A 25,333-nucleotide genomic window follows, 5' to 3' on the forward strand; every position below is an offset into this window, starting at 1 on the left:
CCAGGTGTGCTCGAAAGCCGGGTAAACGATCACTGAACTTGAGCGATCACGTCTAAAATATGCATCAATCGGGCAGACGGCCCACGCCAGGTCGGCCGGCGCGGAGGCCGGGTTGCGGACCCCGGCGGCGGTACGACAGGCTCGCCCGGGCCGGCGTACCCCGTAAGCGCGCCGGTGCACCTGACCCGGCACCTGGAGCGACAGTGTCCGAGACGACCCCGCCCACCGATCCACCGACCCGGTCCCCGGCGGCGGAGCCCCACCCCTGGGCTCCGCTCGACCCGCGGCCCGAGCCGGGACCACCGGCCCAGCCGGAACCGTGGCTCCCCGCCACCCCGCTGTACGCCGACCCGCCGGCTCCGCGGCCCACCCCCGCCGCGGCCGGTGCCGGCGGTTCCGCGGGCCGCCGCCGGCGGCGCGGGCCGGTGGCCGCCGTGCTCGCCGGCGTACTGGCCCTCGCCGCCGGGCTGGGGTTCGGCGGCTACGAGCTGCTCCGCCCCGACGACCGGCCGCGGGCCGAGCCGGCGATCGGCGAGTCGGGCACCGAGGCCGGTGATCTGCCGCCTCCGGAGATCTCCGCCTCACCGAGCCCCTCGGCCAGCCCGGCGGCCACCCCGTCCCAGGGACCGGGCCGGATCCGGGTGGTCTACGAAGTGACCGGGCGCGGCGCGGCCGACATCCTCTACCACGACGCCAACGGGGCGCCGATCTGGCTGGACGCGGTGCGGCTGCCCTGGCGCACCAGCGTCCGTACCGACCGGCTCGACCTGGTGATGGTGCAGGCCAGCAAGCCCGACGACGCGACCTGGTCGGTCTCCTGCTCGGTCACCGTGGACGGCAGCCCGGCGGCGACCGAGACGGCCGGTCGCGGTGCGTGGCGGGCCAGCTGCTTCGGCGCGGCTTAGGAGTTCACCCCACAGGTCAGCCGCTGGCGCCGGTACGCTGCCACCGGCGTCGCGGACGCCCCACCCGCCCCACCGGAGCTGACCCATGTCCGAAGCCCCGCCGCCCCCAGACCCCGCCCCGTCCACCGGACCGGCCGCACCCGACCCCGCCGCGTCGGGCCCGCCGGCGGCACCCGGGCCGGACGCACCGCCGCCGTGGACCCCGCCGGACCCGACGCCGCCACCCCAGCCCTGGGTGGCGCCCGGCCCGTGGACGCCACCCGGCACGCCGGGCCCGGCCGGCGCCCCGCCGGGCCTCCCGCCGCCGGCCGGTGCCCCGGGGCCGGCCTGGTACCCGTCGGGCCACCTGCCGCCCGGCTACCCACCGCCCGGCTACCCACCGCTGGGCTACCCGCCGCCGTACGTGCCGCCGGCCCCGGCCCGGTCGGGCAACCGGTCGACGGTGGTCGGCGTCGTCGTCGCCGTGACGACCGTCCTCGCGTTCGGGCTCTGCGCCTGCCTCGGCGTCGCCGGCCTCATCTACAGCGCCGACACCCCCTACCCGGACGACCCGTACGCGCAGGAGACCTACGACCCGTACTACGACTACGAGGAGCCGCAGGTCTGGCCGACCCAGGCGCGCCCGACGGTGCGGCCGGCGCTGACCCCGTCCGACGGACCGGGCGAGATCACCGTGGTGTACGAGGTGACCGGCCGCGGCCCCGCGGACCTGGAGTACTACGACGCCAACGGCGACTTCATCCAGGTCGAGCAGGTCACGCTGCCGTGGCGGCGGAGCCTGCGGATGCACGACGCCGGGCGGGTGATGGTCCTGGCGAACCACGGGCATCAGGATCGGATCAGCTGCCGGATCACCGTTGACGGGCGCACCGTCGCGAAGGACGAGCGCGCGTACTGGGTGAACTGCACCGGCTGAGGCGAGGGGTTGAAGCGGCGCCGGCGGGCCGTAGGCTGGCGGGCGTGACGACCACCCCCGCCCAGGTCGACCGGCTGGTGGCGCGGATGCGCCCGTTCGGGACGACCATCTTCGCCGAGATGTCCGCCCTGGCCGTCCGCACCGGCGCGGTCAACCTCGGCCAGGGCTTCCCGGACACCGACGGCCCGCCGGAGATGCTGGCCGCCGCCGCCGAGGCGCTGCGTGCCGGGCAGAACCAGTACCCGCCCGGTCCGGGCGTCCCGGCCCTGCGCGCCGCGGTGGCCGCGCACCAGCGCCGGTTCTGGGGGCTGGAGTACGACCCGGATGGCGAGATCGTGGTGACCGCGGGCGCCACCGAGGCGATCGCGGCGAGCATCCTGGCGCTCTGCGAGCCGGGCGACGAGGTGGTCTGCTTCGAGCCCTACTACGACTCGTACGCCGCTTCGATCGCGCTGGCCGGCGCGGTCCGGCGCCCGGTCACGCTGCGCCCCGGCGCCGATGGCCGGTACGCCTTCGACCCGGCCGCGTTGCGCGCCGCGTTCGGCCCGCGCACCCGGCTGGTGCTGCTGAACTCGCCGCACAACCCGACCGGCAAGGTCTTCACCCCCGCCGAGCTGGCCCTGGTCGCCGAGCTGTGCCAGGAACACGGCGCGTACGCGGTGACCGACGAGGTCTACGAGCACCTGGTCTTCACCGACGCGGCCGCCCCGCACGTGCCGCTGGCCACCCTGCCCGGGATGCGCGAGGGGACGCTGCGCATCTCCTCGGCCGGCAAGACGTTCTCCTGCACCGGCTGGAAGGTGGGCTGGGTCAGCGGCCCGGCCGCGCTGGTCTCCGCGGTGCTGCGGGTGAAGCAGTTCCTCACCTTCGTCAACGCGGCGCCGCTGCAACCGGCGGTCGCGGTGGCGCTGGCCCTGCCCGACGACTACTTCGCCGCCTTCCGGGCCGGCCTGCAGGAGCGGCGGGACCAACTGGTCGGCGGGCTGACCGACGCCGGGTTCGAGGTGCTCGCGCCGGAGGGGACGTACTTCGTCACCGCCGACGTCACCGCCCTCGGTGGGCGGGACGGGGTGGAGTTCTGCCGGTCGCTGCCGGAGCGGTGCGGCGTGGTGGGCGTACCGACCCAGGTCTTCTACGACGACCCGGAGGCGGGCCGACGGCTGGTCCGGTTCGCCTTCTGCAAGCGCCCGGAGGTGCTCGCCGAGGCGGTCACCCGGTTGCGCCGGCTGGCGGCGACCCGATGACCGACGAGTACGCCCAGCGGATCCGCCGGCTGACCGCGCTGCGCGGCTGCGACACCGTGTTCTCCGGCGTACGGCCGGACTCGGTCGCGGAGCAGCTTGCCACGCTGACCGCGATGGCCATTGACGACGCGCTGCCCGACTACTACGCCGAGGGCGGCGCGGTGGCGGAGCTGGAGCACCGGGTCGCCGAGCTGCTCGGCACGGAGGCCGCCGCGTTCTTCCCGACCGGCACCATGGCCCAGCAGGTAGCGATGCGGTACGGCGCGGAACTGACCGGCCGGACGGCGGTCGGGCTGCACCCGCTGAGTCACCCGATACGGCACGAGCGGGACGCGTACGCGGTGCTCGGCGGCCTGCGCGCGGTGTCCACCACCGACGCCCCGCGCAACCCGACCGCCGACGAGGTGGCGGCGCTGGACGAGCCGATCGGCACGCTGCTGCTGGAGCTGCCGCTGCGCGACGTCGGCTTCGTCCTGCCGAGCTGGGCGGAGCTGGTCGCGGTGGTCGACGCGGCCCGCGCCCGGGGCGCCCGGGTGCACCTGGACGGCGCCCGGCTCTGGGAGTCCACCACCCACCTCGGGCACTCGCTGGCCGAGGTGGCCGGCCTCGCCGACAGCACCTACGTCTCGTTCTACAAGTCGCTCGGCGGGCACTCCGGCGCCGCCCTGGCCGGCACCGCCGAGCTGGTCGCGTACGCCCGGGCCTGGCGGCACCGGCACGGCGGCACGCTGTTCCAGCAGTGGCCGGCCGCCCTGGCCGCGCTCGCCGGCCTCACCCACGAGCTGCCCCGACTCGCCGGTTACGTGGCGCACGCCCGCATGGTGGCCACCGCCCTGGCCGGACTGCCCGGCGCGCGGGTGTTCCCGGCGCCGCCGCACACCCACCAGTTCCGGATCTGGCTGCCGCATCCGGCGGACGCCCTGAACGACGCCAACCTCGCCCTCGCCGAGGAGGAGAAGGTCTGGTTCGTGGGCGGCTGGCGGGACACCGAGGTGCCCGGCGTGGCGACGGCCGAGGTGACCGTCGCCGGCCCGGCCACGGAGCTGGACGCCGGGCAGGTGACCGCGCTGGGCGAGCGCTTCCTGCGCCGGCTGCCGGTGGACTGACCGCCGCGGGCCGCCGCGAGCCCCTTCCCTTGCATTGTCGCAATGCATCGCGCAGAGTGTGGTGCAGCACACGGGGAGGCGCGACATGTTCCGGATGGTGTGGGGACAGCTTCGTGGCCGTGCTGGCCGGTCGGTGGCGCTGCTGGTCGGTGTGCTGGTGGCGACCACCGGGTTCGTCGTCCTCACCGGGGCCACCACCACCTCCCGGCTGGCGGTGACCGGCGCCGTCGAGCGCGAGACCCGGTCCGCGTACGACATCCTCGTCCGCCCGACAGGGGCGCGTACCGCGCTGGAGGCCGAGCACCGGCTGGTCCGCCCGAACTACCTCTCCGGCATCTACGGCGGCATCACCCTGGAGCAGTACGAGCGGGTGCGGGCGGTCGCCGGGGTGGAGGTGGCCGCCCCGATCGCGATGCTCGGTCACTCGACGTCGCGCGTGCCGATGTCAGTCGACCTCACCGACGCCGTCGACCGCACCCTGGACCGCCAGGTGATTCGGATCGACCGGACGTACGTCGCCGAGCGCGGCCTCTCCACCGCCCCGGGCCGGCCCGAGTACGTGTACGTCACCCGGTACCCGCTGATCTATCCGGTCATCGAGCCGGACACGATGGACTCGGCCCGGTACACCGACGGTCGCGTCTATTCCTGGTCCGACGAGTGCGGGGCGGTCCCCCGCGAGGTCCAGCCGGACGGGACCAGCCGGCCGATCTGCGACCCGCGGAGCGCCGTCGTCGTCGGCAACCCCGGCTGGTCGGAGCGCGAGATCTGGCGGGTGCTCGCCGCTCGCCTGCTGCCCGACGGCCGCTTCGAGGTAACCCACCGCGCGCTCGGCGCGCCCGTCGGCGCCGTGGATACCGGCCCCGCCACCGTCGAGCGGCTGGCGCTGGAGGAAACGCTGACCGTGCCGTTCCTGATCGCCGCCGTGGACCCGGACGCCGAGCAGCGCCTGGTCGGCCTGGCCGACGCGGTGGTCGGCGGCCGCCCGCTGAACGCGGCGGACACCCTCGCCGACACGTCGGTTCCGGGCTTCGTGCCCGACCGGAGCGTGCCGGCGCTGGTCCCGAGCCGGCCCTTCCTGGACGGCGCGGTGCGCACCCGCCTCACCCGGCTGCCGACAGCCCGCCCGGCGGGGCTGGCGCCAGACGTGTTGGACGGGGCGTTGGGGCGGGCCGAGGGGACCCCGGCCGGCAGTGCCGAGATCGAGCTCGCCGAGAGCTACCGGGGCATGCTCGCCGCCGGCCTCGGTGACGACGCCTTCGACAGCTGCTGCCGGGGCCAACTCCAGGTGCTCGCCCAGCCGGCCCCGGTGGCTCACGAGCGCGCGGCGGACGGCACCCTGCGCATCGCCCGGGTGTCACCGCCCGATCCGGCCATCTTCGGCGACCGGACGGAGATCAGCCTGCTGCCCCGGCCCTGGCTCAGCGACGACACCGGCGCCCGCCAGGTGGGTCGGCTGGTCATCCCCAGCGACGAAGCCCTGCACGACTGGCGGGCGGTGGGCGTGTTCGATCCGGAGCGGCTGACCGGCTTCGGCGAGCTCAGCAAGGTGCCGCTGGAGACGTACGAGCCGCCGACGGCCGAGGGAGCGGACGACCGCAGCCGCGCCGCGCTCGGTGGCGAACCGCTGCTGCCCAGTGGCAACCCGGCGGGCTACCTGTCGGCCCCGCCGCTGGTCCTGACCACTCTGAACAGCGTCCCGAAACTGCTGGAACGGGCGGGCCCGCAGCGTGCTGCCCCAATCAGCGCGGTCCGGGTCCGGGTCGCCGGGGTGGACGGCTACAGCGAGCGGTCCGCCGAGCGGGTCCGGCTGATCGCCGAGCAGATCAACCGGGCGACCGGCCTGGACGTCGACATCACCCTGGGTTCCTCCCCGGCCCCGCAGACCGTCACGCTGCCCGCAGGCGAGTTCGGGCGGCCCGAGCTGCGGCTGACCGAGAACTGGTCGGCGCTCGGGGTGGCTTCCACCATCACCGAGGCGGTGGACCGCAAGAGCGCGGCGCTGTTCGCCCTGGTGCTGGTGGTCTGCGTGCTCTTTCTCGGCAACGCCGTCTCCGCCGCCGTCCGGGACCGCCGCGCCGAGCTGGCCGTGCTCGCCTGCCTCGGCTGGCCGGGCCGGCGCATCGCCGCGCTGATCCTGGGCGAGGTCGCGCTGCTGACCCTGGTGGCCGCCGTCAGCTACGCCTTCCAGGGCGCAGTCGTCGGCAGCCTGCTCGGCGACACCATCGCCCTGACCGTCCGCGGCGCCGACGCCCTCGCCGCCACCGCGACAGTGCTGCTCGGCGCCGCCGCCGTCGCCGACGTGCTCTACCTCAACATCCGGGACCGGGCGAACGAACTGGCCGCCCTGCGCGCCACCGGCTGGACCGACCGCGAACTCGGCCGGCTGGTCGGCTACGAAGGCGTACTCCTCGGCGCACTCGGCGCACTCACCGGCGCCGCACTCGGCATGGCCGGCGCGGCCTGGCTCGTGGAAGCCATCCCGGGCGCGCTGGTCCTGGCCGCCGGGCTCACAGCGGCGGGCGGCGTGCTGCTCACCGCCACCGCGGCGCTGGCACCCGCCACGCTGCTGCACCGCCTACCCACGGCACGACTGCTGGCGGAGGAGTAACACCGCCGGCTCGCGGTCCCGCCGGCCTGTCGGGCGGGACCGGTCCGTCAGCCGGCCGCCCGGCTCGGCCCCGTGCCCTCGGCCGGGGCCGCCGCCACCGGGCGGTCGCGCGCCAGCGCGGCAAGCGTCGCGCCACCGTCGGCGAGCAGCGCCGACTCGGCGTCGTCGACGAAGGCGAGGTCGGCCTCGACGTGCCGGCTGGCGGCCGAGAGCAGCAGCCCGACCACCGGATCCGCCGCGCCCCGGCGCAGCCCGTCCAGGTTGCGCAGCTCCCGCATCAGGTGCCCGCGCTGGTTCGCCAGGACGGACCGCACCGTCTCGGGCGTGCCGGTCCGGGCGGCGGCGGTGACCTTGAGGAAGAAGTCGTCCCGGAAGCCGCCGCTGCGCGGGCTCGGCTCGGAGAGCCAGCGGTCCAGCTCGGCCCGGCCGTCGGGGGTGATCTCGTAGACCACCCGGTCGGGTTTGACCGGCTGCGGCTCCCGTGCCGAGACGACCAGGCCGTCGCGGGAGAGCCGGTCCAGGATCTGGTAGAGGTGGCCGATGTTCAGCGGCCCCCACTGCGGGCCGACGGCGGCCTCGAACGCGCCCTTGAGCTGGTAGCCGTGGCTGGGGCCGCGGGCGAGCAGGGCCAGGACGGCGTGCTGGATCGCCATGTCACCTCCGGATCGGGTCTTGCATTGTCACAATGTATCGCGCAGAGTGTGGGCAGCACACGGGGAGGCGCGACATGCTCAGCTTCGTCTGGAGGCAGCTTCGCGGCCGTGCGGGGCGGTCGGTGGCCCTGCTGGTCGGGGTCCTGGTGGCGACCACCGGGTTCGTCGTCCTGACCGGGGCCACCACCACCTCCCGACTGGACGTCACCGGCACCGTCGAGCGGAACACCCGGGCGGCGTACGACATCCTGGTCCGTCCGAAGGGAACCCGCACTCCGCTGGAGGTCGAGCGGCGGCTGGTCCGCCCCAACTACCTCTCCGGCCTCTTCGGCGGCATCACCACCGCGCAGTACGAGCAGGTCAAGGCGGTGGCCGGTGTCGACGTGGCGGCACCCATCGCGATGCTGGGTCACTCCACCGCGCCGGTGCCGATGTCGTTCGACGTCACCGACGCCGTCGACCGCAGCCTGGACCGGCAGGTGATCCGCATCGACCCGACCTTCGTGGCCGAACGCGGCCTCTCCAGCGCGCCGGCCAAGCCGCGCTACGTGTACGTCACCCGCCACCCGCTGATCTATCCCCGTTTCGAGGGCGATTTGTCCGAGCAGGCGACACCGTACACCGACGGCCAGTCGTACCCGTGGGACGGCGTGTGCGGGCCCGTCCCCCGGGAGGTGCTCCCCGACGGAGGCAGCCGACCGATCTGCGATCCGATGTTCGGCGGCCTGCAGGGCAACCCGGCCACCCTCTCGGAGCGGGAGGTGTGGAGCTTGAACTCGGTGCGGCTGCTGCCGGACGGCCGGTTCGAGGCGGCCAACGGCCTGCTCACACCGGGCACCACGCCCACCACCACCGACCGGCTGGTGCTCACCTACCAACTGACCGTGCCGTTGCTGATCGCGGCCATCGATCCCGTCGCCGAGAACCAGCTCGTGGGACTGGACGCCGCGGTGGTCGGCGGACGGCCGGTCCGGGCCGACGAGCCGGTGACCGAGCAGCGCGGCGGCACCACGGTCACCCGTACCGCGCCGGCGCTCGTCACCAGCCGCCCCTTCATCGACAGCACCGTGCGCGCCCGGTTCACCCGACTGCCCACGGCCCGGCCGGCCACCGTGCCGGCGATCGAACTGGAACGCACCCTGGCCGGCGCCAACGGGATCCCGGCCGGCTCCGCCGAGGTCGACGCGGGCGCCGCCTACCGCGCACAACTGGCGAAGGGGATCACTGGCGAGGCCTGCTGCCACGGCCAGTTCCAGCGGGTGATCCAGGCGGGGCCGGTGACATACCGCGAGTTGCCCGACGGCACCCTGCGCGCCGACGCGGTGCCGCCCGCGGACCCCGAGGTGTACGGCACCCAGTTCACCCACAACTTCCTGCCCCGGCCCTGGCTGGCCGAGGACGCCGGCCTCCGGCCGGTCCGGGCCCTGGCCGGAAAGGAAGGGGGCGCGGCCACGCGGTACCACCAGTGGCAGGCCGTCGGGGTCTTCGATCCGGAGAAGCTCGCCGACTTCAGCGACGTGGGCGCGGTCCCGCTGGAGACGTACGAGCCGCCGGGCGCCGAGGGCGCGGACGAACGCAGCCGCACCGCGCTCGGCGGCCGGCCCCTGGAGCCGAGCGGCAACCCGGCCGGCTACCTCTCCGCGCCGCCGCTGGTGCTCACCAACCTCGCCAGCGTGCCGAAGCTGCTCGAGGGCGGCAACAGCCCGCAGCGCGATGCCCCGATCAGCGCGGTCCGGGTCCGGGTCGCCGGGGTGGACGGCTACAGCGAGCGCTCCGCCGAACGGGTCCGGCTGATCGCCGAGCAGATCAACCGGGCGACCGGCCTGGACGTCGACATCACCCTGGGCTCCTCCGCCGCGCCGCAGACCGTGGAACTGCCGGCCGGCGCGTTCGGCCGCCCGGAGCTGCGGCTGACCGAGAACTGGTCGGCGCTCGGCGTCGCCTCCACCATCGTCCAGGCGGTGGATCGCAAGAGCACCGTGCTCTTCCTGCTCGTGCTGGTGGTCTGCGGGCTCTTCCTCGGCAACGCGGTCGCCGCCGCCGTCCGGGACCGCCGCGCCGAGCTGGCAGTGCTCGCCTGCCTCGGCTGGCCGGCCCGCCGGATCGGGGCGCTGATCCTCGGCGAGGTCGCGGTGCTCGGCCTTGCCGCCGGGGTGCTGTCGGTCGGGCTCGCCGTGCCGCTCGGCGCCGCGCTCGGCATCGACGTCGATTGGCGGCGAGCGCTGCTCGCCGTACCGGTGGCGCTGCTGCTCGCGCTGGTCGCCGGCCTGCTGCCGGCGCTGCGGGCCGCCCGCGCCCACCCGGCCGCCGCGCTCCGCCCGCCGGTCGCCACCGCCCGCTGGGTTCGCCGGCCGCGTACCCTGCCCGGGCTGGCCCTGGTCAACCTGGTGCGCACCCCCGGGCGGACCCTGCTCGGCGCCGGCGCCCTGGCCATCGGCGTGGCGGCGCTGACCCTGGTGGCCGCCGTCGGGTACGCCTTCCGGGGCGCGATCGTCGGCACCCTGCTCGGCGACACGGTCTCGCTCAGCGTGCGCGGCGCTGACGCGCTGGCCGCCGGGGCGACCGTGCTGCTCGGCGCCGCCGCCGTCGCGGACGTGCTCTACCTCAACATCCGCGACCGGGCGACCGAGCTGGCCGCCCTGCGCGCCGCCGGTTGGACCGACCCCGAACTCGGCCGGCTCGTCGGCTACGAGGGGCTGCTGCTCGGCGGGTTGGGCGCGCTCGCCGGCGCCGGGCTGGGTGTGGGCGGCGCGGCCTGGCTGGTCGGGGATGTCCCGGGCACGCTGGTCCTGGTCGCCGGGCTCACAGCGGCGGGCGGCGTGCTGCTCACCGCCACCGCGGCGCTGGCACCCGCCACGCTGCTGCACCGCCTACCCACGGCACGACTACTGGCAGAGGAGTGACACCGATGGACGACAACACCGCCGGTAGCCGCGTCGAGGTCGCGGGTCTGGTGAAGCGGTTCGGCGGCGGCGCGGAGCCGATCAGCGCGGTCGACGGGGTCACGCTGGACATCGCCGCCGGCTCGGTGGTGGCCCTGACCGGGCCGAGCGGTTCCGGCAAGTCGACGCTGCTGCACCTGATCGGCGCGATCGAGCATTCCGACGAGGGCACCGTGACGGTCGACGGGGTGAGCGTGACCGGCCTGCGCCGGGCCGCGCTGGCCCGCTACCGCCAGCGGGTCGGCTTCGTCTTCCAGCGGTACCACCTGCTGCCCGCGCTCACCGTGCTGGACAACGTGATCGCTCCCGTGCTCCCCCGCCGGGGGCACGCCGACCACGCGGCCCGGGCGCGCGAACTGCTCGACGCCGTCGGCCTGGCCGGCCGGGAGCGGGCCCTGCCGGCGCAGCTCTCCGGCGGCCAGCAGCAACGGGTGGCGATCGCCCGGGCGCTGATGGGCGCGCCCGGGCTGCTGCTCGCCGACGAGCCCACCGGCAACCTGGACTCGGCCACCGGCGCACAGATCCTCGACCTGCTGCTCGGCCTGCGTGACCGGCACGGGATGACGATCCTGCTGGCCACCCACGAGCGGGCGGTCGCGGCTCGGTGCGACCGGCTGGTGCGGCTCGGCGACGGCCGGGTGGTGGAGGACGTGGACCTCACCGGCGGCGAGGACCCGGCCACCACGTACGCCCGGGCCAGCGGCCTGCGCCTCTGAAGGTCCGGCCGGCGGCGGCCCCACCGGCTGGGCGGGGCCGCGCGGGCGGCGGGATCAGGCCGGGCTGGCGGTGCGGACCTGCTCGGCGATCCGCTCGGCGATGTCGCGGGCCGTCGCCTCGGTGCCGGCCTCGACCATCACCCGGACCAGCGGCTCGGTGCCGGACGGGCGGAGCAGCACCCGGCCCGTCTCCCCCAGCTCGGCCTCGGCCCGCTCGACCTCGGCCCGGACGGCGGGCGCGGCCGCGCCGACGGTACGGTCGCCGACCGGCACGTTGATCAGCACCTGGGGCAGCCGGGTCACCACCGCGGCCAGGTCGGCCAGCGACTTCCCGGTCGCCGCCATCCGGGACATCAGGTGCAGCCCGGTCAGTACGCCATCGCCGGTGGTCGCGTACGCGGGCATGACGATGTGCCCGCTCTGCTCGCCGCCCAGCGCCAGCCCGGACGCCCGCAGCTCCTCCAGCACGTACCGGTCGCCGACCTTGGTCTCGACCAGCCGGATGCCCTCCCGGGACATCGCCAGCCGCAGGCCGAGGTTGCTCATCACCGTGGCCACCAGAGTGTCGCCGGTCAGCGTGCCGGCCGCCCGCATGGCCAGCGCCAGGATGGCCATCACCTGGTCGCCGTCGACCTCGTCGCCGTCGGCGGTCACCGCGACGCACCGGTCGGCGTCGCCGTCGTGCGCGATACCCAGGTGCGCGCCGTGCTCGACCACCGCGGCGCGCAGCGCCTCGATGTGGTTGGAGCCGCACTCGTCGTTGATGTTGAGCCCGTCCGGCTCGGCGTGGATCGCGATCACCTCGGCGCCGGCCTCCCGGTACGCCACCGGGGCCACCTGGGCGGCCGCGCCGTTGGCGCAGTCGACCACGACCTTGATCCCGTCCAGCCGGTGCGGCACCGTGCCGACCAGGTGCTGCACGTAGTGGTCGGCGCCGTCGAGCAGGTCGTGTACCCGGCCCACCCCGGCGCCGACCGGCCGCTCCCAGGCGGTGGTGGCGTTGGCCTCGACGGCCGCCTCGATCCGCATCTCGATCTCGTCCGGCAGCTTGTGCCCGCCGGCGGCGAAGAGCTTGATGCCGTTGTCCGGCATCGGGTTGTGCGAGGCGGAGAGCATCACCCCGAGGTCGGCCTTGGCCTCCGCGGTGAGGAACGCCACGGCCGGGGTGGGCAGCACGCCGACCCGGACCACGTTCGCCCCGGCGCTGGCCAGGCCCGCCACCACCGCGGCCTCCAGCATCTCGCCGCTGGCCCTGGTGTCCCGGCCGACCACGGCGAGCGGCGGATGGCTCCGGTCCGACTCGGCGAGCGTGTGGGCGGCGGCGACGGCCACCGCCAGCGCCAATTCGGGGGTGAGATCGGCGTTCGCCCGCCCGCGTACGCCGTCCGTGCCGAACAACCGGCCCATACCCGCCAACCTCCGTGGAAACTGCCGATGAAGGAGAAAGCGGAACGGCCGGCCCACCTCCCGTCGCGGGGAGGCGGACCGACCGTCCGTCAGAAGTACAACGTGAAGCTGTTGGTCAGCGCTTCGAGTACTGGGGAGCCTTGCGGGCCTTCTTGAGGCCGTACTTCTTGCTCTCCTTGACCCGGGCGTCCCGGGTGAGGAAGCCGGCCTTCTTCAGCGCCGGGCGGTCGTCCGGCTCGCTGACGATCAGCGCCCGGGCGATGGCCAGCCGGAGCGCGCCCGCCTGACCGGTGGTGCCGCCGCCCCGCAGGTTGGCGATGACGTCGAACGCCTCGGCCTTCTCGGCGGTGACCAGCGGGTCCTTGATCAGCTGCTGGTGCACCTTGCTCGGGAAGTACGCCTCCAGGTCCCGGCCGTTGCAGGTGATCTTGCCGGAGCCCGGCACGATGCGGACCCGGACGATGGCCTCCTTGCGGCGACCCACGGTCTGGATCGGCCGGTCACCACGAGGCGCGCGGGCGACGGGCGCCGGCGCCTCGGTGGCCTCGGGGGCAACCTCGGTGGCGGTGATGTCGGTCATGCTGTTTCCTTCGCCCGCGCTCACTGCGCGATCTGCTTGATCTCGAACGGCACCGGCTGCTGCGCGCCGTGCGGGTGCTCGGCACCGGCGTAGACCTTCAGCTTCTTGATCAGCTTACGGCCGAGCTTGTTGTGCGGGAGCATCCCCTTGACGGCGAGCTCGATGGCCCGCTCGGGACGCTTGGTCAGCAGCTCGTCGTAGCCGACCTGCTTCAGGCCACCCGGGTAGCCGGAGTGGCGGTAGGCGATCTTCTGCTGCCGCTTGTTGCCGGTCAGCGCGACCTTGCCCGCGTTCACGATGACGACGAAGTCGCCCGTGTCGACGTGCGGCGCGAAAGTCGGCTTGTGCTTACCACGCAGCAACGTGGCGGCGTGGGTGGCCAGGCGGCCCAGCACGACATCAGAGGCGTCGATGACGTGCCACTGACGCTCGATCTCACCCGGCTTCGGGCTGTACGTACGCACAGGTCTACCTTGTCTCGTCGTCGGTCTGGGGTCGCGCGCCGAGGTGACCAGCGCGCACGAACGACCAAGCGTACCTCAGGGGCACGCCGCTGGATGTCGTACAACAGCAGGCAACGATACCCGGCGCCCGGTCGGCAGGTCAAAACGGGGTGCCGCCCCGTGCGGCCCGTCCGCGCACCCATGGTAGAGGTCACACCCCGGCCAGCCGCCGCGGCCCCGGCCGCAGGTAGACCAGCCAGGTCAGGGCGAAGCAGACCGCGTACGCGGCGATGAAGGCGAGGTACGCGGCGTCCGCGCTGCCCTGGCTGAGGAAGGACTGCCGGAAGGCGACGTTGACCAGCAGCCCGCCGGAGGCGCCCACCGCCCCGGCGATGCCGATCAGCGCCCCGGTCATCCGGGCCGACCAGCGCTGCGCCCCGGCCGGGTCGCGGCGCCCCGCGTCCACCGCGGCGACCGCCCGGGCCCGGAAGATCGCCGGGATCATCTTGTAAGTCGATCCGTTGCCGATCCCGGAGAAGACGAACAGGGCCAGGAAACCGGTCAGGTAGAGCCCGAACGAGCGCTCCCGCGAGGCGTACAGCACCAGGCCGGCGCCGGTGGCCATCGCCACGAAGTTCCAGAAGGTCACCCGAGCCCCGCCGAGCCGGTCGGCGAGGTGGCCGCCGAGCGGCCGGATCAGCGAGCCGACCAGCGGGCCGAGGAAGGTCAGCCAGGCCGCGTCCACCGCGGTCGGGAAGCGGTCGGCGAACTGGAGCTGGAGCACCTGGCCGAAGGCGAAGCCGAAGCCGATGAACGAGCCGAAGGTGCCGATGTACAGCAGCGACATGACCCAGGTGTGCGGGTCCCGGGCCGCCTCGCGCAGCGCGCCGGGCTCGTTCCGGGCCCCGGAGACGTTGTCCAGCCAGCGCGCCGCCGCGAGCGCGGCCAGCACGATCAGCGGCAGGTAGACCGCCGGCACCAGCCGGGGGTACGCGGCGCCCGCGATGGCCAGCACCGCCAGCCCGACCAACTGCACCGCCGGCACGCCGAGGTTCCCGCCACCGGCGTTCAGCCCGAGCGCCCGGCCCTTGAGGTGCTGGGGGAAGAACAGGTTGATGTTCGCCATCGAGGAGGCGAAGTTGCCGCCGCCGACGCCGGTGAGGCAGGCCAGCACCATCAGGGTGGTGTAGGAGACACCGGGTTCGAGCAGCACCGTCATCGGCACCGCCGGCAGGAGTAGCAGCAGCGCGCTGACGATCGTCCAGTTCCGCCCGCCGAACCGGGCCACCGCCAGCGTGTACGGCAGCCGCAGCACCGCGCCGAGCGCCGCCGGCACGGCGGTGAGCAGGAACTTCCCGGCCGGGTCGATGCCGTACTCCGGGCCGAGGAAGAGAACGGTCACCGACCAGAGGCTCCACACCGAGAAGCCGACGTGCTCGGCGAAGACCGAGACCCAGAGGTTCCGCCGGGCGATCCGGGCTCCGGTCGTCCGCCAGAAGTCGGGGTCCTCCGGGCGCCAGTCGTCGATCCGGTGCCGGCGCCGGGCGGCGGCCGGGGCGGCCTCGGCCAGGGGGGTGGTGGGTGCCAGGGTGCTCACGGCGATTCCTCCTCGTCGGTTGACCTGGAGGAACGCTAGGAACCCGGGATTACCCGGCGGTGCCCGTCGCGGGTCGGGCCGGAAACGGAGATCGCACGTCCGGCCGGGGCCGCCGGTGAGCGGTCAGAGTTGTTGCAGGATCCGCAGCGCCCGGCCGACCCGCTGCATGGTTTCGGTGTCGGCGACGTCGACGCACTCGGTGAACCACTTCTTCATCGGCGAGGAGAGCCGGTCGGGCATCACCACGAAGCCGCCCATCGGCACGGCCAGCGGCGAGTCGCGCAGCAGCGACTCCTCGACCACCTCGGCGACGATCACGATGGGTACGTCGGTGGAGTTGTAGACGTCGGAGCTGATCACCAGGCCGAACCGTTCGCGGGCGCCGGAGATGCGCCAGACCTCGCCCCTACGCAGCACGCGGGCGCCCGCCGAAGAGCACGTCGTCGACCATGCCCACCTCGCGCGCGTCGGCCAGGGCGGCGGACTCCAGGTCCAACCCGGCCCGGCCGACGGCGGCGGCGTGCGCGGTGAAGACCTCGCGCAGCGCCTTCTCCCGGGCCGCCTGGTCCATCCAGGCGGAGAGCGAGAGGCCCTCGCGCTTGGCGAACCGGCGGGCCTCCTCGATCGTCTCGTCGGAGAACGACAGGGTCACCTTGGCTGTCATGCCGGACAGACTACCCATCGGTATGACCGGTAGTCATCCCAGCTGGCGCACCGATTCGCGCCGGCCGCCGAACACGGCAAACCGCCACTGCTTGAAGAAGCAGTCCACGTCCACCAGGCCCGCCTCGGCCAGCCAGCCGCACTGCTCGGCGACCGGCGCCGGCCGGTCGTACGCCATCCGGCCCAGCGCCGCGTCGATCTCGGCCCGGTCGGAGCCGAGTTCGGCGACCCGCGCCAGCCAGACCTCGTGGTAGCGCCGGTCCAGCGCCGGGGTCGGGCCGGCGACCTGTTCGGCGTTGACGAGCACGCCGCCGGGGGCGAGCGCCCGGGCCGCCCGCGCGTAGAGGTCGCGCTTGCCGGCGTCGTCCAGGTGGTGGATGGCCAGTGCGCTGACCACCGCGTCGTACCGCCCGTCGGGCAGCGGGTCGGTCAGGTCGGCGCGCACCGTCCGGTGCGGCACGCCCCGGGCGCGCAACTGGTCGGCGGCGACGGCGAGCATCGCCGGGGCGGCGTCCACCAGGGTCACCCGGACGCCCGGCAGGGCGGCGGTGAGCAGCAGCGAGAGCAGCCCGGTGCCCGCGCCCAGGTCGAGCACCTCGGGCGTACGCCCCGCCGCCAGCGCCGCCCGCAGCGGCGGCGCGGCCACCTCGACCGCCGTGCCGTAGAAGTCGTCGAAGCAGGGCACCAGCCGCCGGCGCGCCTCGTCGTAGCTGCCCGCCACCGCGTCGAAGGCGTCCGCGACGGTCATCCGGTTCTCCCAGGATATAAGACTGTTGTCTCACATCATAGATGCTGCGGTCCGGTCCGTCGCTCCCGTGCGGTGTGAGCCGCTCTTGACAGGACCGAAACAAACGGGACCCGGGCCGGAAACCGCCCCCCGGCACGCTTTGCCGACATGACAGACGGTGCACGGTCGGCGACTCGGCCGGGGTCCGCGCCCCGGGAGGTGGCGACGCACTGCCCGTACTGCGCCCTCCAGTGCGGGATGACACTGCGCGCGGAGGCCGGCCGGGTGGCCGTACTGGCCCGGCAGTTCCCCACCAACCGCGGCGGGCTCTGCCAGAAGGGCTGGACCGCCGCCGAACTGCTCGACCACCCGGAGCGGCTGACCACCCCGCTGCTGCGCGACCCGGCCACCGGCGAGCTGCGCCCGGCCACCTGGGCGGCCGCGCTGGACCGGATCGTCACCGGCATCCGCGCCGTCCAGCGTGGACACGGCCCGGACGCGGTCGCGGTGTTCGGCGGCGGCGGGCTCACCAACGAGAAGGCGTACGCGCTGGGCAAGTTCGCCCGGGTGGCGCTGCGCACCCGGCACATCGACTACAACGGCCGGTTCTGCATGTCCGCCGCGGCGGCCGCCGGGCTGCGCGCCTTCGGCGTCGACCGGGGCCTACCGTTCCCGCTGGCCGACCTCGGGCGGGCCGACACCCTGCTGCTGGTCGGGGCCAACCCGGCGGAGACCATGCCCCCGCTGGTGCGCTGGCTGACCGAGCAGCGCGAGCGCGGCGGCCGGCTGATCGTGGTCGACCCCCGGGTCACCGCCACCGCCCGGCTGGCCGACCTGCACCTGCAACCGCTGCCCGGCACCGACCTGGCGGTGGCCAACGCGCTGCTGCACATCGCGCTCACCGAGGGCTGGGTCGACCGGGCGTACGTGGCCGGCCGCACCACCGGCTTCGAAGCGGTCCGGCGCAGCGTGGCGGGCTGGTGGCCGGCCCGCGCCGAGGCGCTCTCCGGGGTGCCGGTGGCCGACCTGGAGGCGACCGCCCGGGCGCTTGGCACCGCCGAGCGGGCGATCATCCTCACCGCGCGCGGCGCCGAACAGCACGCCAAGGGCGCGGACACGGTCACCGGCTTCGTGAACCTGGCGCTCGCCCTCGGCCTGCCCGGCCGGGCCGGCTCCGGCTACGGCTGCCTCACCGGGCAGGGCAACGGGCAGGGTGGCCGGGAGCACGGGCAGAAGGCTGACCAACTGCCCGGCTACCGGCGGATCGACGACCCGGCCGCCCGGGAGCACGTCGCCGGGGTCTGGGGGGTGCCGGCCGGCGAGCTGCCCGGGCCGGGCGTGCCGGCGTACCAACTGCTGGACGCGCTGGGCACCCCGGCCGGGCCGAAGGCGCTGCTGGTCTTCGGCTCCAACCCGGTGGTCTCCGCGCCCCGCGCGGCCCGGGTCGAGGGCCGGCTGCGCGACCTCGACCTGCTGGTGGTCGCCGACTTCCTGCTCTCCGAGACGGCCGCCCTGGCCGACGTGGTGCTGCCCACCGCGCAGTGGGCGGAGGAGGACGGCACCATGACCAACCTGGAGGGTCGGGTGCTGCGCCGCCGGGCGCTGCGCGAACCGCCCCCGGGCGTCCGCACCGACCTGGCCGTGCTGGCCGAGCTCGCGGCCCGGCTCGCCGCCTCCGGCGACGACGGCGATGTCGAGGCGGCCGCCCACGCGGCGGACCGCTTTCCGACCGACCCGCGGACCGTCTTCGCCGAGCTGCGCCGGGCCTCGGCCGGCGGCCCCGCCGACTACGCCGGGGTCAGCTGGGAGCGGATCGACGCCGCCGACGGGGTCTGGTGGCCCTGCCCGGACGAGGACGGCCCGGACAGCCCCCGCCTCTTCGCCGACCGCTTCGCCACCCCGGACGGGCGGGCGCGGTTCCACCCGGTCGAACACCGGCCGGCGGCCGAGGAGGTCTGCTCCGAGTACCCGCTGCACTTCACCACCGGCCGGGTGCTCGCCCAGTACCAGTCCGGCACCCAGACCCGGCGGGTGGCGGCGCTGCGCCGGGCCGCCCCGCGGGCCTTCGTCGAGCTGCACCCCGACCTGGCCGACCGGCTCGGGGTGGCCGACGGCGAGCCGGTCCGGGTGGTCTCCCGCCGGGGCGAGCTGCGGGCGCCGGCCCGGCTCAGCCCGGGCATCCGCCCGGACACCGTCTTCGCCCCGTTCCACTGGGGCGGCGCCGGGCGGGCCAACTCGGTCACCAACGACGCGGTGGACCCGGTCTCCGGGATGCCGGAATTCAAGATCTGCGCCGTCCGGGTGGAAAGGGTGGTGGAGCCATGAGCGAGCGCAGCGAGCGAATCATCAGGCCCAGCGCGAAGGTGCCTCATGACGGCACGCAGCGCAGCGGAGTGCCGGCATGAGTGAGCGGGTGGTGATCGTCGGCAACGGGATGGCCGGCGCGCGGCTCGCCAGCGAGCTGCACGTCCGGGGCGGGGATCGCAAGGTCACCGTGCTCGGCGCGGAGCCGCACCGGGCGTACAACCGGATCATGCTGTCCACCCTGCTCGCCGGGAAGGTCGGCGAGCCGGACGTGGAGCTGGCCGAGGTCGCCGGCCAGGGCGTCGACCTGCGGACCGGGGTGACGGTGACCGCCATCGACCGGGCCGCGCGCGCCGTACGCACCGCCGACGGCGACCGGATCGGCTACGACCACCTGGTGCTGGCCACCGGCAGCCAAGCCATCGTTCCGCCGCTGCCCGGGCTGGACGGCGACCGGCTGCCCCCGCGGGTGGCCGCGTTCCGCACCCTGGACGACTGCCGGCGGATCCTCGCCGTGGCCCGCGGCGCGCGGAGCGCCCTGGTGCTCGGCGGCGGGCTGCTCGGCCTGGAGGCGGCCCGCGGGCTCGCCGCGCGAGGGCTCGACGTCGGCGTGGTGCACCCGGTGCCGTACCTGATGGAACGGCAGCTCGACCCGGCCGGCGCGGCGGTGCTCGCCGGCACGCTCGCCGGCCTCGGCGTGACCACCCACCTCGCGGTGGCCGCCACCGGGCTGGCGGCGGACGCCGACGGGGTCACCCTGGCCCTGGCCGACGGCCGTACGCTCGCCGCCGACCTGCTGGTGCTCTCCTGCGGGGTACGCCCCGACACCGCGCTCGCCGCGGCGGCCGGCCTGGCCGTGGACCGCGGCGTGCTGGTGGACGACCGGCTGCGCACCAGCGACCGGCGGATCTCCGCGATCGGCGACTGCGCCCAGCACGACGGCACCCTGACCGGGCTGGTCGCGCCGGCCTGGGCGCAGGCCCGGGTGGTGGCGCAGGTGCTCACCGGAGAGGACCCGCTGGCCCGCTACCGGCCCCGGCCGGTGGTGACCCGGCTCAAGGCCGCCGGCATCGACCTGGCGGCCATGGGCGAGCCGGAGGGCGGCGAGGCGGGCGAGGAACTGACCTTCGCCGACCCGGTCCGCGGCACGTACGCCCGGCTGCGGATCCGCGACGAGCGGCTGACCGGCGCCATCCTGCTCGGCGACAACCCGGCGGTCGGCACCGTGATCCAGCTCTTCGACCGGGGTCAGCCGGTACCGGCCGACCGGCGGTCCCTGCTGCTCGGCCGGGCCCTCGGCGCACCCGCCGCGCCGGCCGCGTCCCCGGCGCTGATGCCGGACGCGGCGACCGTGTGCCAGTGCAACAACGTCAGCAAGGGAGCGCTGGTGGGCTGCTGGCGCTCCGGGGCTCGGACGGTCGACGCGGTGGCGGCCGCCACCCGGGCCGGCACCGGCTGCGGCAGCTGCCGGGACGCGGTCGCCGGCATCGTCGACTGGCTCTCCGACGTGGACTCAGTGGAGGTGGCGCGATGAGTGGGCCGAGCGGGCGGACCAGCGAGCCGGACGGGTGTGCCGGCATGAACGGCGGCAGGCTGGTCGTCGTCGGCAACGGCATGGTCGGGCAGCGCTTCGTCGACGCGCTGCAGGCCCGGGACCCGCAGGGCCGGTGGCGGCTGACCGTGCTCGCCGAGGAACGCCGCCCGGCGTACGACCGGGTGCGGCTCTCGGCGTTCTTCGACGGGGTGAGCGCCGACGACCTCGACCTGCACACCCCGCACCCCGGAGTCGAGCTGCGCCTCGGCGAGCCGGCCACCACGATCGACCGGGACCGGCGGGTGGTGACCACGGCGGCCGGCGAGTACCCGTACGACGCGCTGGTGCTGGCCACCGGCTCGTCCGCCTTCATACCGCCGGTCGACGGCGCGACACTGCCCGGGGTCTTCGTCTACCGCACCCTGGACGACCTGGCGGCGATCCGGGAGCACGCCCGCGGCCGGCGCACCGGCGCGGTGATCGGCGGCGGCCTGCTCGGGCTGGAGGCGGCGAACGCGCTGCGGCTGCTCGGCCTGGCCACCAGCGTGGTCGAGTTCGCGCCCCGGCTGATGCCGGTTCAGGTCGACACGGCTGGCGGGGCGATGCTCCGCCGCTACGTCGACGAGTTGGGCGTGGCCACCCACCTCGGTACCGCCACCACCGCGATCCGGTCCGGCCCGGACGGCACGGTCGCCGGTCTGGAGCTGGCCGACGGCGGCACGGTCGACGCCGACCTGGTGGTGGTGGCGGCCGGCATCCGCCCCCGCGACGAGCTGGCCCGGGCGGCCGGCCTGCCGCTCGGCCCGCGCGGCGGGGTGCTGGTCGACGGCACCTGCCGGACGGCCGACGAGCGGATCTGGGCGGTCGGCGAGTGCGCCGCCGTCGACGGCACCTGCCACGGCCTGGTCGCCCCCGGCTACGCGATGGCCGAGGTGGTGGCCGATCGGCTGGTCGGCGGCGCGGCCACCTTCCCCGGCGCGGACACCGCCACCAAGCTGAAGCTGCTCGGCGTGGACGTGGCCTCGTTCGGCGACGCGCACGGCACCACCCCCGGCTGCCTGGACGTCACGTTCACCGACCCGGCCACCCGGGTCTACGCCAAGCTGGTCCTCTCCGACGACGCGCAGACGCTGCTCGGCGGGGTGCTGGTCGGCGACGCGAGCGCCTACCCGACGCTGCGGGCCAGCGTCGGCGGGCCGCTGCCCGCTCCCCCGCTGGCGCTGCTCGCCCCCGAGGGTTCGGCGGGCGCGGGAACCGGCGGGCTGCCCGCCACCGCCCAGGTCTGCTCGTGCAACGCGGTGACCCGCGCCGACATCGACGGCGCGATCGCCGGCGGCTGCGCGGACGTACCGGCGCTCAAGGCGTGCACCCGGGCCGGCACCAGCTGCGGCTCCTGCGTGCCGATGCTCAAGCAACTGCTGGACGCGGCCGGGGTGAGGCAGTCGACGGCGCTCTGCGAGCACTTCGACGCAAGCCGGCAGGAGCTGTTCGACATCGTCCGGGTGCGCGGCATCCGCACCTTCTCCCGGCTGGTCGCCGAGCACGGCCGGGGTCGCGGCTGCGACATCTGCAAGCCGGTGGTCGCCTCGATCCTCGCCTCGCTGGGCAGCGGGCACGTGCTCGACGGCGAGCAGGCGTCGTTGCAGGACACCAACGACCACTTCCTGGCCAACCTGCAGCGCGACGGCAGCTACTCGGTGGTGCCGCGGATCCCCGGCGGCGAGATCACCCCGGAGAGGCTCATCGCGATCGGCGAGGTGGCCCGGGACTTCCAGCTCTACACGAAGATCACCGGCGGGCAACGGATCGACCTGTTCGGCGCCCGGGTCGAGCAGCTGCCGCGGATCTGGCGGCGGCTGGTGGACGCCGGCTTCGAGTCCGGCCACGCGTACGGCAAGGCGCTGCGGACGGTGAAGTCCTGCGTCGGCTCCACCTGGTGTCGGTACGGGGTGCAGGACTCGGTCGGGCTGGCCATCGCGCTGGAGCTGCGCTACCGGGGACTGCGCGCGCCGCACAAGATCAAGTCGGCGGTCTCCGGCTGCGCCCGGGAGTGCGCCGAGGCGCGCAGCAAGGACTTCGGCATCATCGCCACGGAGACCGGCTGGAACCTCTACGTCGGCGGCAACGGCGGCTTCCGGCCCCGGCACGCCGACCTGTTCGCCACCGACCTGTCCACGGCGGCGCTGACCACGCTGATCGACCGGTTCCTCATGTACTACATCCGCACCGCGGACCGGCTGCAACGCACCGCCGCCTGGATCGAGGCGATGGACGGCGGCCTGGACCACCTGCGGTCGGTGATCGTGGACGACTCGCTCGGCCTCTGCGCCGAACTCGACGCGGCGATGGCCCGGCACGTCGAGTCCTACTCGGACGAGTGGCGCGACGTGCTCGACGACCCGGACCGGCTGCGCCGGTTCACCTCCTTCGTCAACGCCCCCGACGTGCCCGACCCGTCCATCAGCTTCACCCTCGAACGCGGCCAGCCGGTGCCGGCCGGCGGCCCACCACCCGCGACCCGACAGCCGGTCGCGCTGGGACTGCCGGAGGTGCGCCGATGACCACCACGATGCTGCTGACCTGGATCCCGGTCTGCCCGCTGGACCGGCTGGAGCCGGACCGGGGCGTCGCCGCGCTGGTCGACGGCGTGCAGGTGGCGCTCTTCCGCACCGCCGGCGAACTGTTCGCGGTGGACAACCTCGATCCGGTCGGCGGGGCGTACGTGCTGTCGCGGGGGATCGTGGGCAGCCGGGGCGGGGTGCCGACCGTCGCCTCGCCGCTGCACAAGCAGGTGTACGACCTGCGTACCGGGGCCTGCCTCGACCTGCCGGGGGTGTCGGTGGCCCGGCACGACGTGCGCTGCCGCGACGGAGTGGTCGAGGTGCGGCTGCGACAGGAGGGGTGATGCGCGACGAACTGGCCGGCTTCACCATCGGGGTGACCGCCGACCGGCGGCGGGACGAACTCGCCGCGCTGCTGCAACGGCGGGGCGCCCGGGTGGTGCTCGCCCCGGCCCTGCGGATCGTGCCGCTGGCCGACGACACCGAACTGCGCGAGGCCACCCGGGCCTGCCTGGACCGGCCGCCGGACATCGTGATGGCTAACACCGGCATCGGGATGCGCGGCTGGCTGGAGGCGGCCGAGGGCTGGGGGCTGGCCGAGCCGCTGCGGTCGGTGCTCGCCGAGGCGTACGTGGTGGCCCGGGGGCCGAAGGCGCGCGGGGCGATCCGCGCCGCCGGCCTGCACGACCAGTGGTCACCGGCCTCGGAGAGCTGCGACGAGGTGGTCGACCACCTGCGCCGGCGCGGCGTCGCCGGACAGGTCATCGCCATGCAGTTGCACGGGGAGCGGCAGCCGGAGTGCACCCTGGCTCTGGAGGCGGCCGGGGCGACGGTGATCGAGGTGCCGGTCTACCGGTGGGCGCCGCCGACCGACCCCGCCCCGCTGCACCGGCTGATCGATCTGGTCGACGCGCGGCTGGTCGACGCGGTCACCTTCACCTCGGCCCCGGCGGTGGAGGCGCTGCTGCGCGCCGCCGGCGACCGCACCGACGCGGTGCTGGCGGCGTTCCGCGGCGACGTGCTGGCCAGCTGCGTCGGGTCGGTGACCGCGGAGCCGCTGCTGCGCCGCGGGGTGCCGGTGAGCGCGCCCAACCGGGCCCGGCTGGGTGCGCTGGTGCGGACCATCGTCGACGAGTTGCCGCGCCGGACGGTCAGCCTGAAGGCGGCCGGCCACCTGCTCACGCTGCGCGGGCACGCCGCCGTGGTCGACGGCGAGCTGCGTCCGCTGGCGCCCGCCCCGATGGCGGTGCTCCGGGCGCTGGCCCACTCCCCCGGGCGCGTGCTGTCCCGTACCGCGCTGCTGCGGACGCTGCCCCGGGGCGCGGACGAGCACGCCGTGGAGATGGCGGTGGCCCGGCTCCGCGCCGGCCTGCGCGCTCCCCGCGTCGTGCAGACCGTTGTCAAGCGCGGTTACCGGCTCCGCGTCGACTAGCCTCCGGGCCGGGTCAGCCGACCGGGGTCGGGAAACCCCGGCCGTGCTCGGCCTGCAGCCGCAGCATGGCGTGCTCGACGACGGTGACCAGCACCTGCTTCACCGACTCGCGCCGCCGGGCGTCGCACATCACCAGCGGCACGTCCGCCGGGATCGCCAGCGCCTCGCGGACCTCGCCCAGCTCGTACTCGGGGGCGCCGTCGAACCGGTTGAGCGCCACCACGTACGGCAGCTTGCGGTTCTCGAAGTAGTCCAGTGGCGCGAAGGCGTCGGTGATCCGGCGGGTGTCCACCAGCACCGCGGCGCCCACCGCACCCCGGATGATCTCGTCCCACATGAACCAGAAGCGGGTCTGGCCCGGCGTGCCGAACAGGTAGAGGATCAGGTCCTGGGCCATGGTGATCCGGCCGAAGTCCATGGCGACCGTGGTGGTCTCCTTGCCGGGCACCTTCGACGGGTCGTCGATGCCGACGCCGGCCGCGGTCATCACCGCCTCGGTGGTCAGCGGAGTGATCTCGGAGATCGCGCCGACCAGGGTCGTCTTGCCCACGCCGAAGCCGCCCGCGACCACGATCTTCGCGGAGATGATCTCCCGGCTGCGGCTCGCCCCGGCGGGGTCATAGTTCGCGAAGTCCACTTAGCACCCTTCCAAGCAGGTTCATCCGCTCCTCGTAGCCCTCGGCCGGAGCGGCGGTGTGTAGCGTCAGCAGGCCCTCGGCCACCATGTCGGCGACCAGCACCCGGGCGACCCCCAGCGGCATCCGGGTGTACGCGGCGATCTCCGCCAGCGACTGCGCCCGGCCCTCGCAGATCGTGGCGATGCGGTGCTTGTCGTGGCCGGCGAACCGGGACTCGGCCACCGCCGTGGGACTGGCGGAGAGCACCGCCTCCAGGGCGATGAGCTGCCGGGGTTCGGTGCGACCGCGGGTGACCGCGTACGGGCGCACGAGTTCGCCACGTGGGTCCGCACGGCGATGCTCCATCCGCTGTCA

22 protein-coding genes are annotated in these 25,333 nt (G+C 74.9%); 12 read left to right on the plus strand and 10 right to left on the minus strand.

The genetic code is table 11. The features are described 5' to 3' along the window. The first annotated feature begins 203 nt into the window (after window positions 1–203). The 5 genes from FHX32_RS05665 to FHX32_RS34895 all read left to right on the plus strand — a co-directional run bounded on the left by FHX32_RS05665 (window position 204) and on the right by FHX32_RS34895 (window position 6,782). Window positions 204–905, plus strand: a complete 702-nt coding sequence (locus FHX32_RS05665) for an MmpS family transport accessory protein (RefSeq protein ID WP_167179779.1) — start codon at window positions 204–206, stop codon at window positions 903–905. Window positions 906–990: 85 nt separating this feature from the next. Then, window positions 991–1,821, plus strand: coding sequence for an MmpS family transport accessory protein (locus FHX32_RS05670; RefSeq protein WP_167179780.1), 831 nt, complete (start codon window positions 991–993; stop codon window positions 1,819–1,821). Between the two features lie 35 nt (window positions 1,822–1,856). After that, the gene (locus FHX32_RS05675) at window positions 1,857–3,065 is read left to right on the plus strand and encodes a pyridoxal phosphate-dependent aminotransferase (protein WP_208418375.1); all 1,209 of its coding nucleotides are present in this window, start codon (window positions 1,857–1,859) and stop codon (window positions 3,063–3,065) included. Continuing rightward, complete coding sequence (locus FHX32_RS05680) at window positions 3,062–4,171, plus strand: low specificity L-threonine aldolase (RefSeq protein WP_167179782.1); 1,110 nt, start codon at window positions 3,062–3,064, stop codon at window positions 4,169–4,171. The genes FHX32_RS05675 and FHX32_RS05680 overlap by 4 nt, the downstream gene beginning before the upstream one ends. A gap of 85 nt (window positions 4,172–4,256) precedes the next feature. Next, window positions 4,257–6,782, plus strand: a complete 2,526-nt coding sequence (locus tag FHX32_RS34895) for an FtsX-like permease family protein (RefSeq protein WP_486480921.1) — start codon at window positions 4,257–4,259, stop codon at window positions 6,780–6,782. A gap of 47 nt (window positions 6,783–6,829) precedes the next feature. Here the strand turns inward: FHX32_RS34895 and FHX32_RS05690 are convergent, their stop codons facing one another. Continuing rightward, complete coding sequence (locus FHX32_RS05690; RefSeq protein ID WP_167179783.1) at window positions 6,830–7,435, minus strand: PadR family transcriptional regulator; 606 nt, start codon at window positions 7,433–7,435, stop codon at window positions 6,830–6,832. 74 nt (window positions 7,436–7,509) lie between these two features. Between FHX32_RS05690 and FHX32_RS05695 the strand changes: the two genes are divergently transcribed. Both FHX32_RS05695 and FHX32_RS05700 read left to right on the plus strand, forming a co-directional pair. Then, window positions 7,510–10,338: an ABC transporter permease gene (locus tag FHX32_RS05695; protein WP_167179784.1), complete on the plus strand. Its 2,829-nt coding sequence runs from the start codon at window positions 7,510–7,512 to the stop codon at window positions 10,336–10,338. Between the two features lie 5 nt (window positions 10,339–10,343). Next, complete coding sequence (locus FHX32_RS05700) at window positions 10,344–11,093, plus strand: ABC transporter ATP-binding protein (RefSeq protein ID WP_167179785.1); 750 nt, start codon at window positions 10,344–10,346, stop codon at window positions 11,091–11,093. 54 nt (window positions 11,094–11,147) lie between these two features. Here FHX32_RS05700 and glmM read toward each other — a convergent pair whose 3' ends face one another. The 7 genes from glmM to FHX32_RS05735 form a co-directional block, all read right to left on the minus strand. After that, window positions 11,148–12,500, minus strand: a complete 1,353-nt coding sequence (gene glmM / locus FHX32_RS05705) for a phosphoglucosamine mutase (protein WP_167179786.1) — start codon at window positions 12,498–12,500, stop codon at window positions 11,148–11,150. Window positions 12,501–12,615: 115 nt separating this feature from the next. Then, window positions 12,616–13,080, minus strand: a complete 465-nt coding sequence (rpsI, locus tag FHX32_RS05710) for a 30S ribosomal protein S9 (protein WP_030501567.1) — start codon at window positions 13,078–13,080, stop codon at window positions 12,616–12,618. A 20-nt stretch (window positions 13,081–13,100) separates the two neighbouring features. After that, window positions 13,101–13,544: a 50S ribosomal protein L13 gene (rplM, locus tag FHX32_RS05715; RefSeq protein WP_018720634.1), complete on the minus strand. Its 444-nt coding sequence runs from the start codon at window positions 13,542–13,544 to the stop codon at window positions 13,101–13,103. 190 nt (window positions 13,545–13,734) lie between these two features. Beyond that, window positions 13,735–15,120, minus strand: a complete 1,386-nt coding sequence (locus tag FHX32_RS05720; protein WP_167179787.1) for an MFS transporter — start codon at window positions 15,118–15,120, stop codon at window positions 13,735–13,737. Between the two features lie 123 nt (window positions 15,121–15,243). Beyond that, on the minus strand, window positions 15,244–15,537 hold the full coding sequence (locus FHX32_RS05725) for a type II toxin-antitoxin system PemK/MazF family toxin (RefSeq protein ID WP_088991920.1): 294 nt from the start codon (window positions 15,535–15,537) through the stop codon (window positions 15,244–15,246). Further along, window positions 15,527–15,784 (minus strand): DUF6364 family protein, encoded by a 258-nt coding sequence (locus tag FHX32_RS05730; RefSeq protein WP_208417965.1) that lies wholly within the window; start codon window positions 15,782–15,784, stop codon window positions 15,527–15,529. Before FHX32_RS05730 ends, FHX32_RS05725 begins: the two co-directional genes overlap by 11 nt. Window positions 15,785–15,817: 33 nt before the next feature. Then, complete coding sequence (locus FHX32_RS05735) at window positions 15,818–16,531, minus strand: methyltransferase domain-containing protein (RefSeq protein WP_167179789.1); 714 nt, start codon at window positions 16,529–16,531, stop codon at window positions 15,818–15,820. A 147-nt stretch (window positions 16,532–16,678) separates the two neighbouring features. Here FHX32_RS05735 and FHX32_RS05740 point away from each other — a divergent pair, with 147 nt between their 5' ends. From FHX32_RS05740 to FHX32_RS05760, 5 genes are all read left to right on the plus strand, one after another. After that, a complete protein-coding gene (locus tag FHX32_RS05740; protein WP_167179790.1) occupies window positions 16,679–18,835 on the plus strand; it encodes a molybdopterin oxidoreductase family protein in 2,157 nt (718 codons plus the stop codon). Between the two features lie 76 nt (window positions 18,836–18,911). Then, entirely contained in the window at window positions 18,912–20,348 is a 1,437-nt protein-coding gene (locus tag FHX32_RS05745; protein ID WP_167179791.1) for an FAD-dependent oxidoreductase, read from the plus strand. Window positions 20,349–20,392: 44 nt separating this feature from the next. Beyond that, the gene (gene nirB / locus FHX32_RS05750; protein ID WP_167182284.1) at window positions 20,393–22,909 is read left to right on the plus strand and encodes a nitrite reductase large subunit NirB; all 2,517 of its coding nucleotides are present in this window, start codon (window positions 20,393–20,395) and stop codon (window positions 22,907–22,909) included. Continuing rightward, window positions 22,906–23,253, plus strand: a complete 348-nt coding sequence (nirD, locus tag FHX32_RS05755) for a nitrite reductase small subunit NirD (protein ID WP_167179792.1) — start codon at window positions 22,906–22,908, stop codon at window positions 23,251–23,253. The genes nirB and nirD overlap by 4 nt, the downstream gene beginning before the upstream one ends. Beyond that, window positions 23,253–24,341, plus strand: coding sequence for a uroporphyrinogen-III synthase (locus FHX32_RS05760; protein ID WP_167179793.1), 1,089 nt, complete (start codon window positions 23,253–23,255; stop codon window positions 24,339–24,341). The genes nirD and FHX32_RS05760 overlap by 1 nt, the downstream gene beginning before the upstream one ends. 13 nt (window positions 24,342–24,354) lie before the next feature. Here FHX32_RS05760 and FHX32_RS05765 read toward each other — a convergent pair whose 3' ends face one another. Together FHX32_RS05765 and FHX32_RS05770 are read right to left on the minus strand one after the other, a co-directional pair. Continuing rightward, window positions 24,355–24,978, minus strand: a complete 624-nt coding sequence (locus FHX32_RS05765; RefSeq protein ID WP_109901213.1) for a GTP-binding protein — start codon at window positions 24,976–24,978, stop codon at window positions 24,355–24,357. After that, window positions 24,959–25,324, minus strand: coding sequence for a DUF742 domain-containing protein (locus FHX32_RS05770; RefSeq protein WP_167179794.1), 366 nt, complete (start codon window positions 25,322–25,324; stop codon window positions 24,959–24,961). The genes FHX32_RS05765 and FHX32_RS05770 overlap by 20 nt, the downstream gene beginning before the upstream one ends. Window positions 25,325–25,333 lie beyond the last annotated feature (9 nt).

The sequence above is a fragment of the Micromonospora sp. CNZ280 genome, assembly GCF_011759515.1.

Coding starts and splice junctions, on each gene's coding strand:
- FHX32_RS05670 (WP_167179780.1), top strand. CDS start 991: ATGTCCGAAGCCCCGCCGCCCCCAGACCCCGCCCCGTCCACCGGACCG.
- FHX32_RS05680 (WP_167179782.1), top strand. CDS start 3,062: ATGACCGACGAGTACGCCCAGCGGATCCGCCGGCTGACCGCGCTGCGC.
- FHX32_RS34895 (WP_486480921.1), top strand. CDS start 4,257: ATGTTCCGGATGGTGTGGGGACAGCTTCGTGGCCGTGCTGGCCGGTCG.
- FHX32_RS05690 (WP_167179783.1), bottom strand. CDS start 7,435: ATGGCGATCCAGCACGCCGTCCTGGCCCTGCTCGCCCGCGGCCCCAGC.
- FHX32_RS05695 (WP_167179784.1), top strand. CDS start 7,510: ATGCTCAGCTTCGTCTGGAGGCAGCTTCGCGGCCGTGCGGGGCGGTCG.
- FHX32_RS05700 (WP_167179785.1), top strand. CDS start 10,344: ATGGACGACAACACCGCCGGTAGCCGCGTCGAGGTCGCGGGTCTGGTG.
- glmM (WP_167179786.1), bottom strand. CDS start 12,500: ATGGGCCGGTTGTTCGGCACGGACGGCGTACGCGGGCGGGCGAACGCC.
- rpsI (WP_030501567.1), bottom strand. CDS start 13,080: ATGACCGACATCACCGCCACCGAGGTTGCCCCCGAGGCCACCGAGGCG.
- FHX32_RS05730 (WP_208417965.1), bottom strand. CDS start 15,784: ATGACAGCCAAGGTGACCCTGTCGTTCTCCGACGAGACGATCGAGGAG.
- FHX32_RS05735 (WP_167179789.1), bottom strand. CDS start 16,531: ATGACCGTCGCGGACGCCTTCGACGCGGTGGCGGGCAGCTACGACGAG.
- FHX32_RS05740 (WP_167179790.1), top strand. CDS start 16,679: ATGACAGACGGTGCACGGTCGGCGACTCGGCCGGGGTCCGCGCCCCGG.
- FHX32_RS05745 (WP_167179791.1), top strand. CDS start 18,912: ATGAGTGAGCGGGTGGTGATCGTCGGCAACGGGATGGCCGGCGCGCGG.
- nirB (WP_167182284.1), top strand. CDS start 20,393: ATGAACGGCGGCAGGCTGGTCGTCGTCGGCAACGGCATGGTCGGGCAG.
- nirD (WP_167179792.1), top strand. CDS start 22,906: ATGACCACCACGATGCTGCTGACCTGGATCCCGGTCTGCCCGCTGGAC.
- FHX32_RS05760 (WP_167179793.1), top strand. CDS start 23,253: ATGCGCGACGAACTGGCCGGCTTCACCATCGGGGTGACCGCCGACCGG.
- FHX32_RS05770 (WP_167179794.1), bottom strand. CDS start 25,324: ATGGAGCATCGCCGTGCGGACCCACGTGGCGAACTCGTGCGCCCGTAC.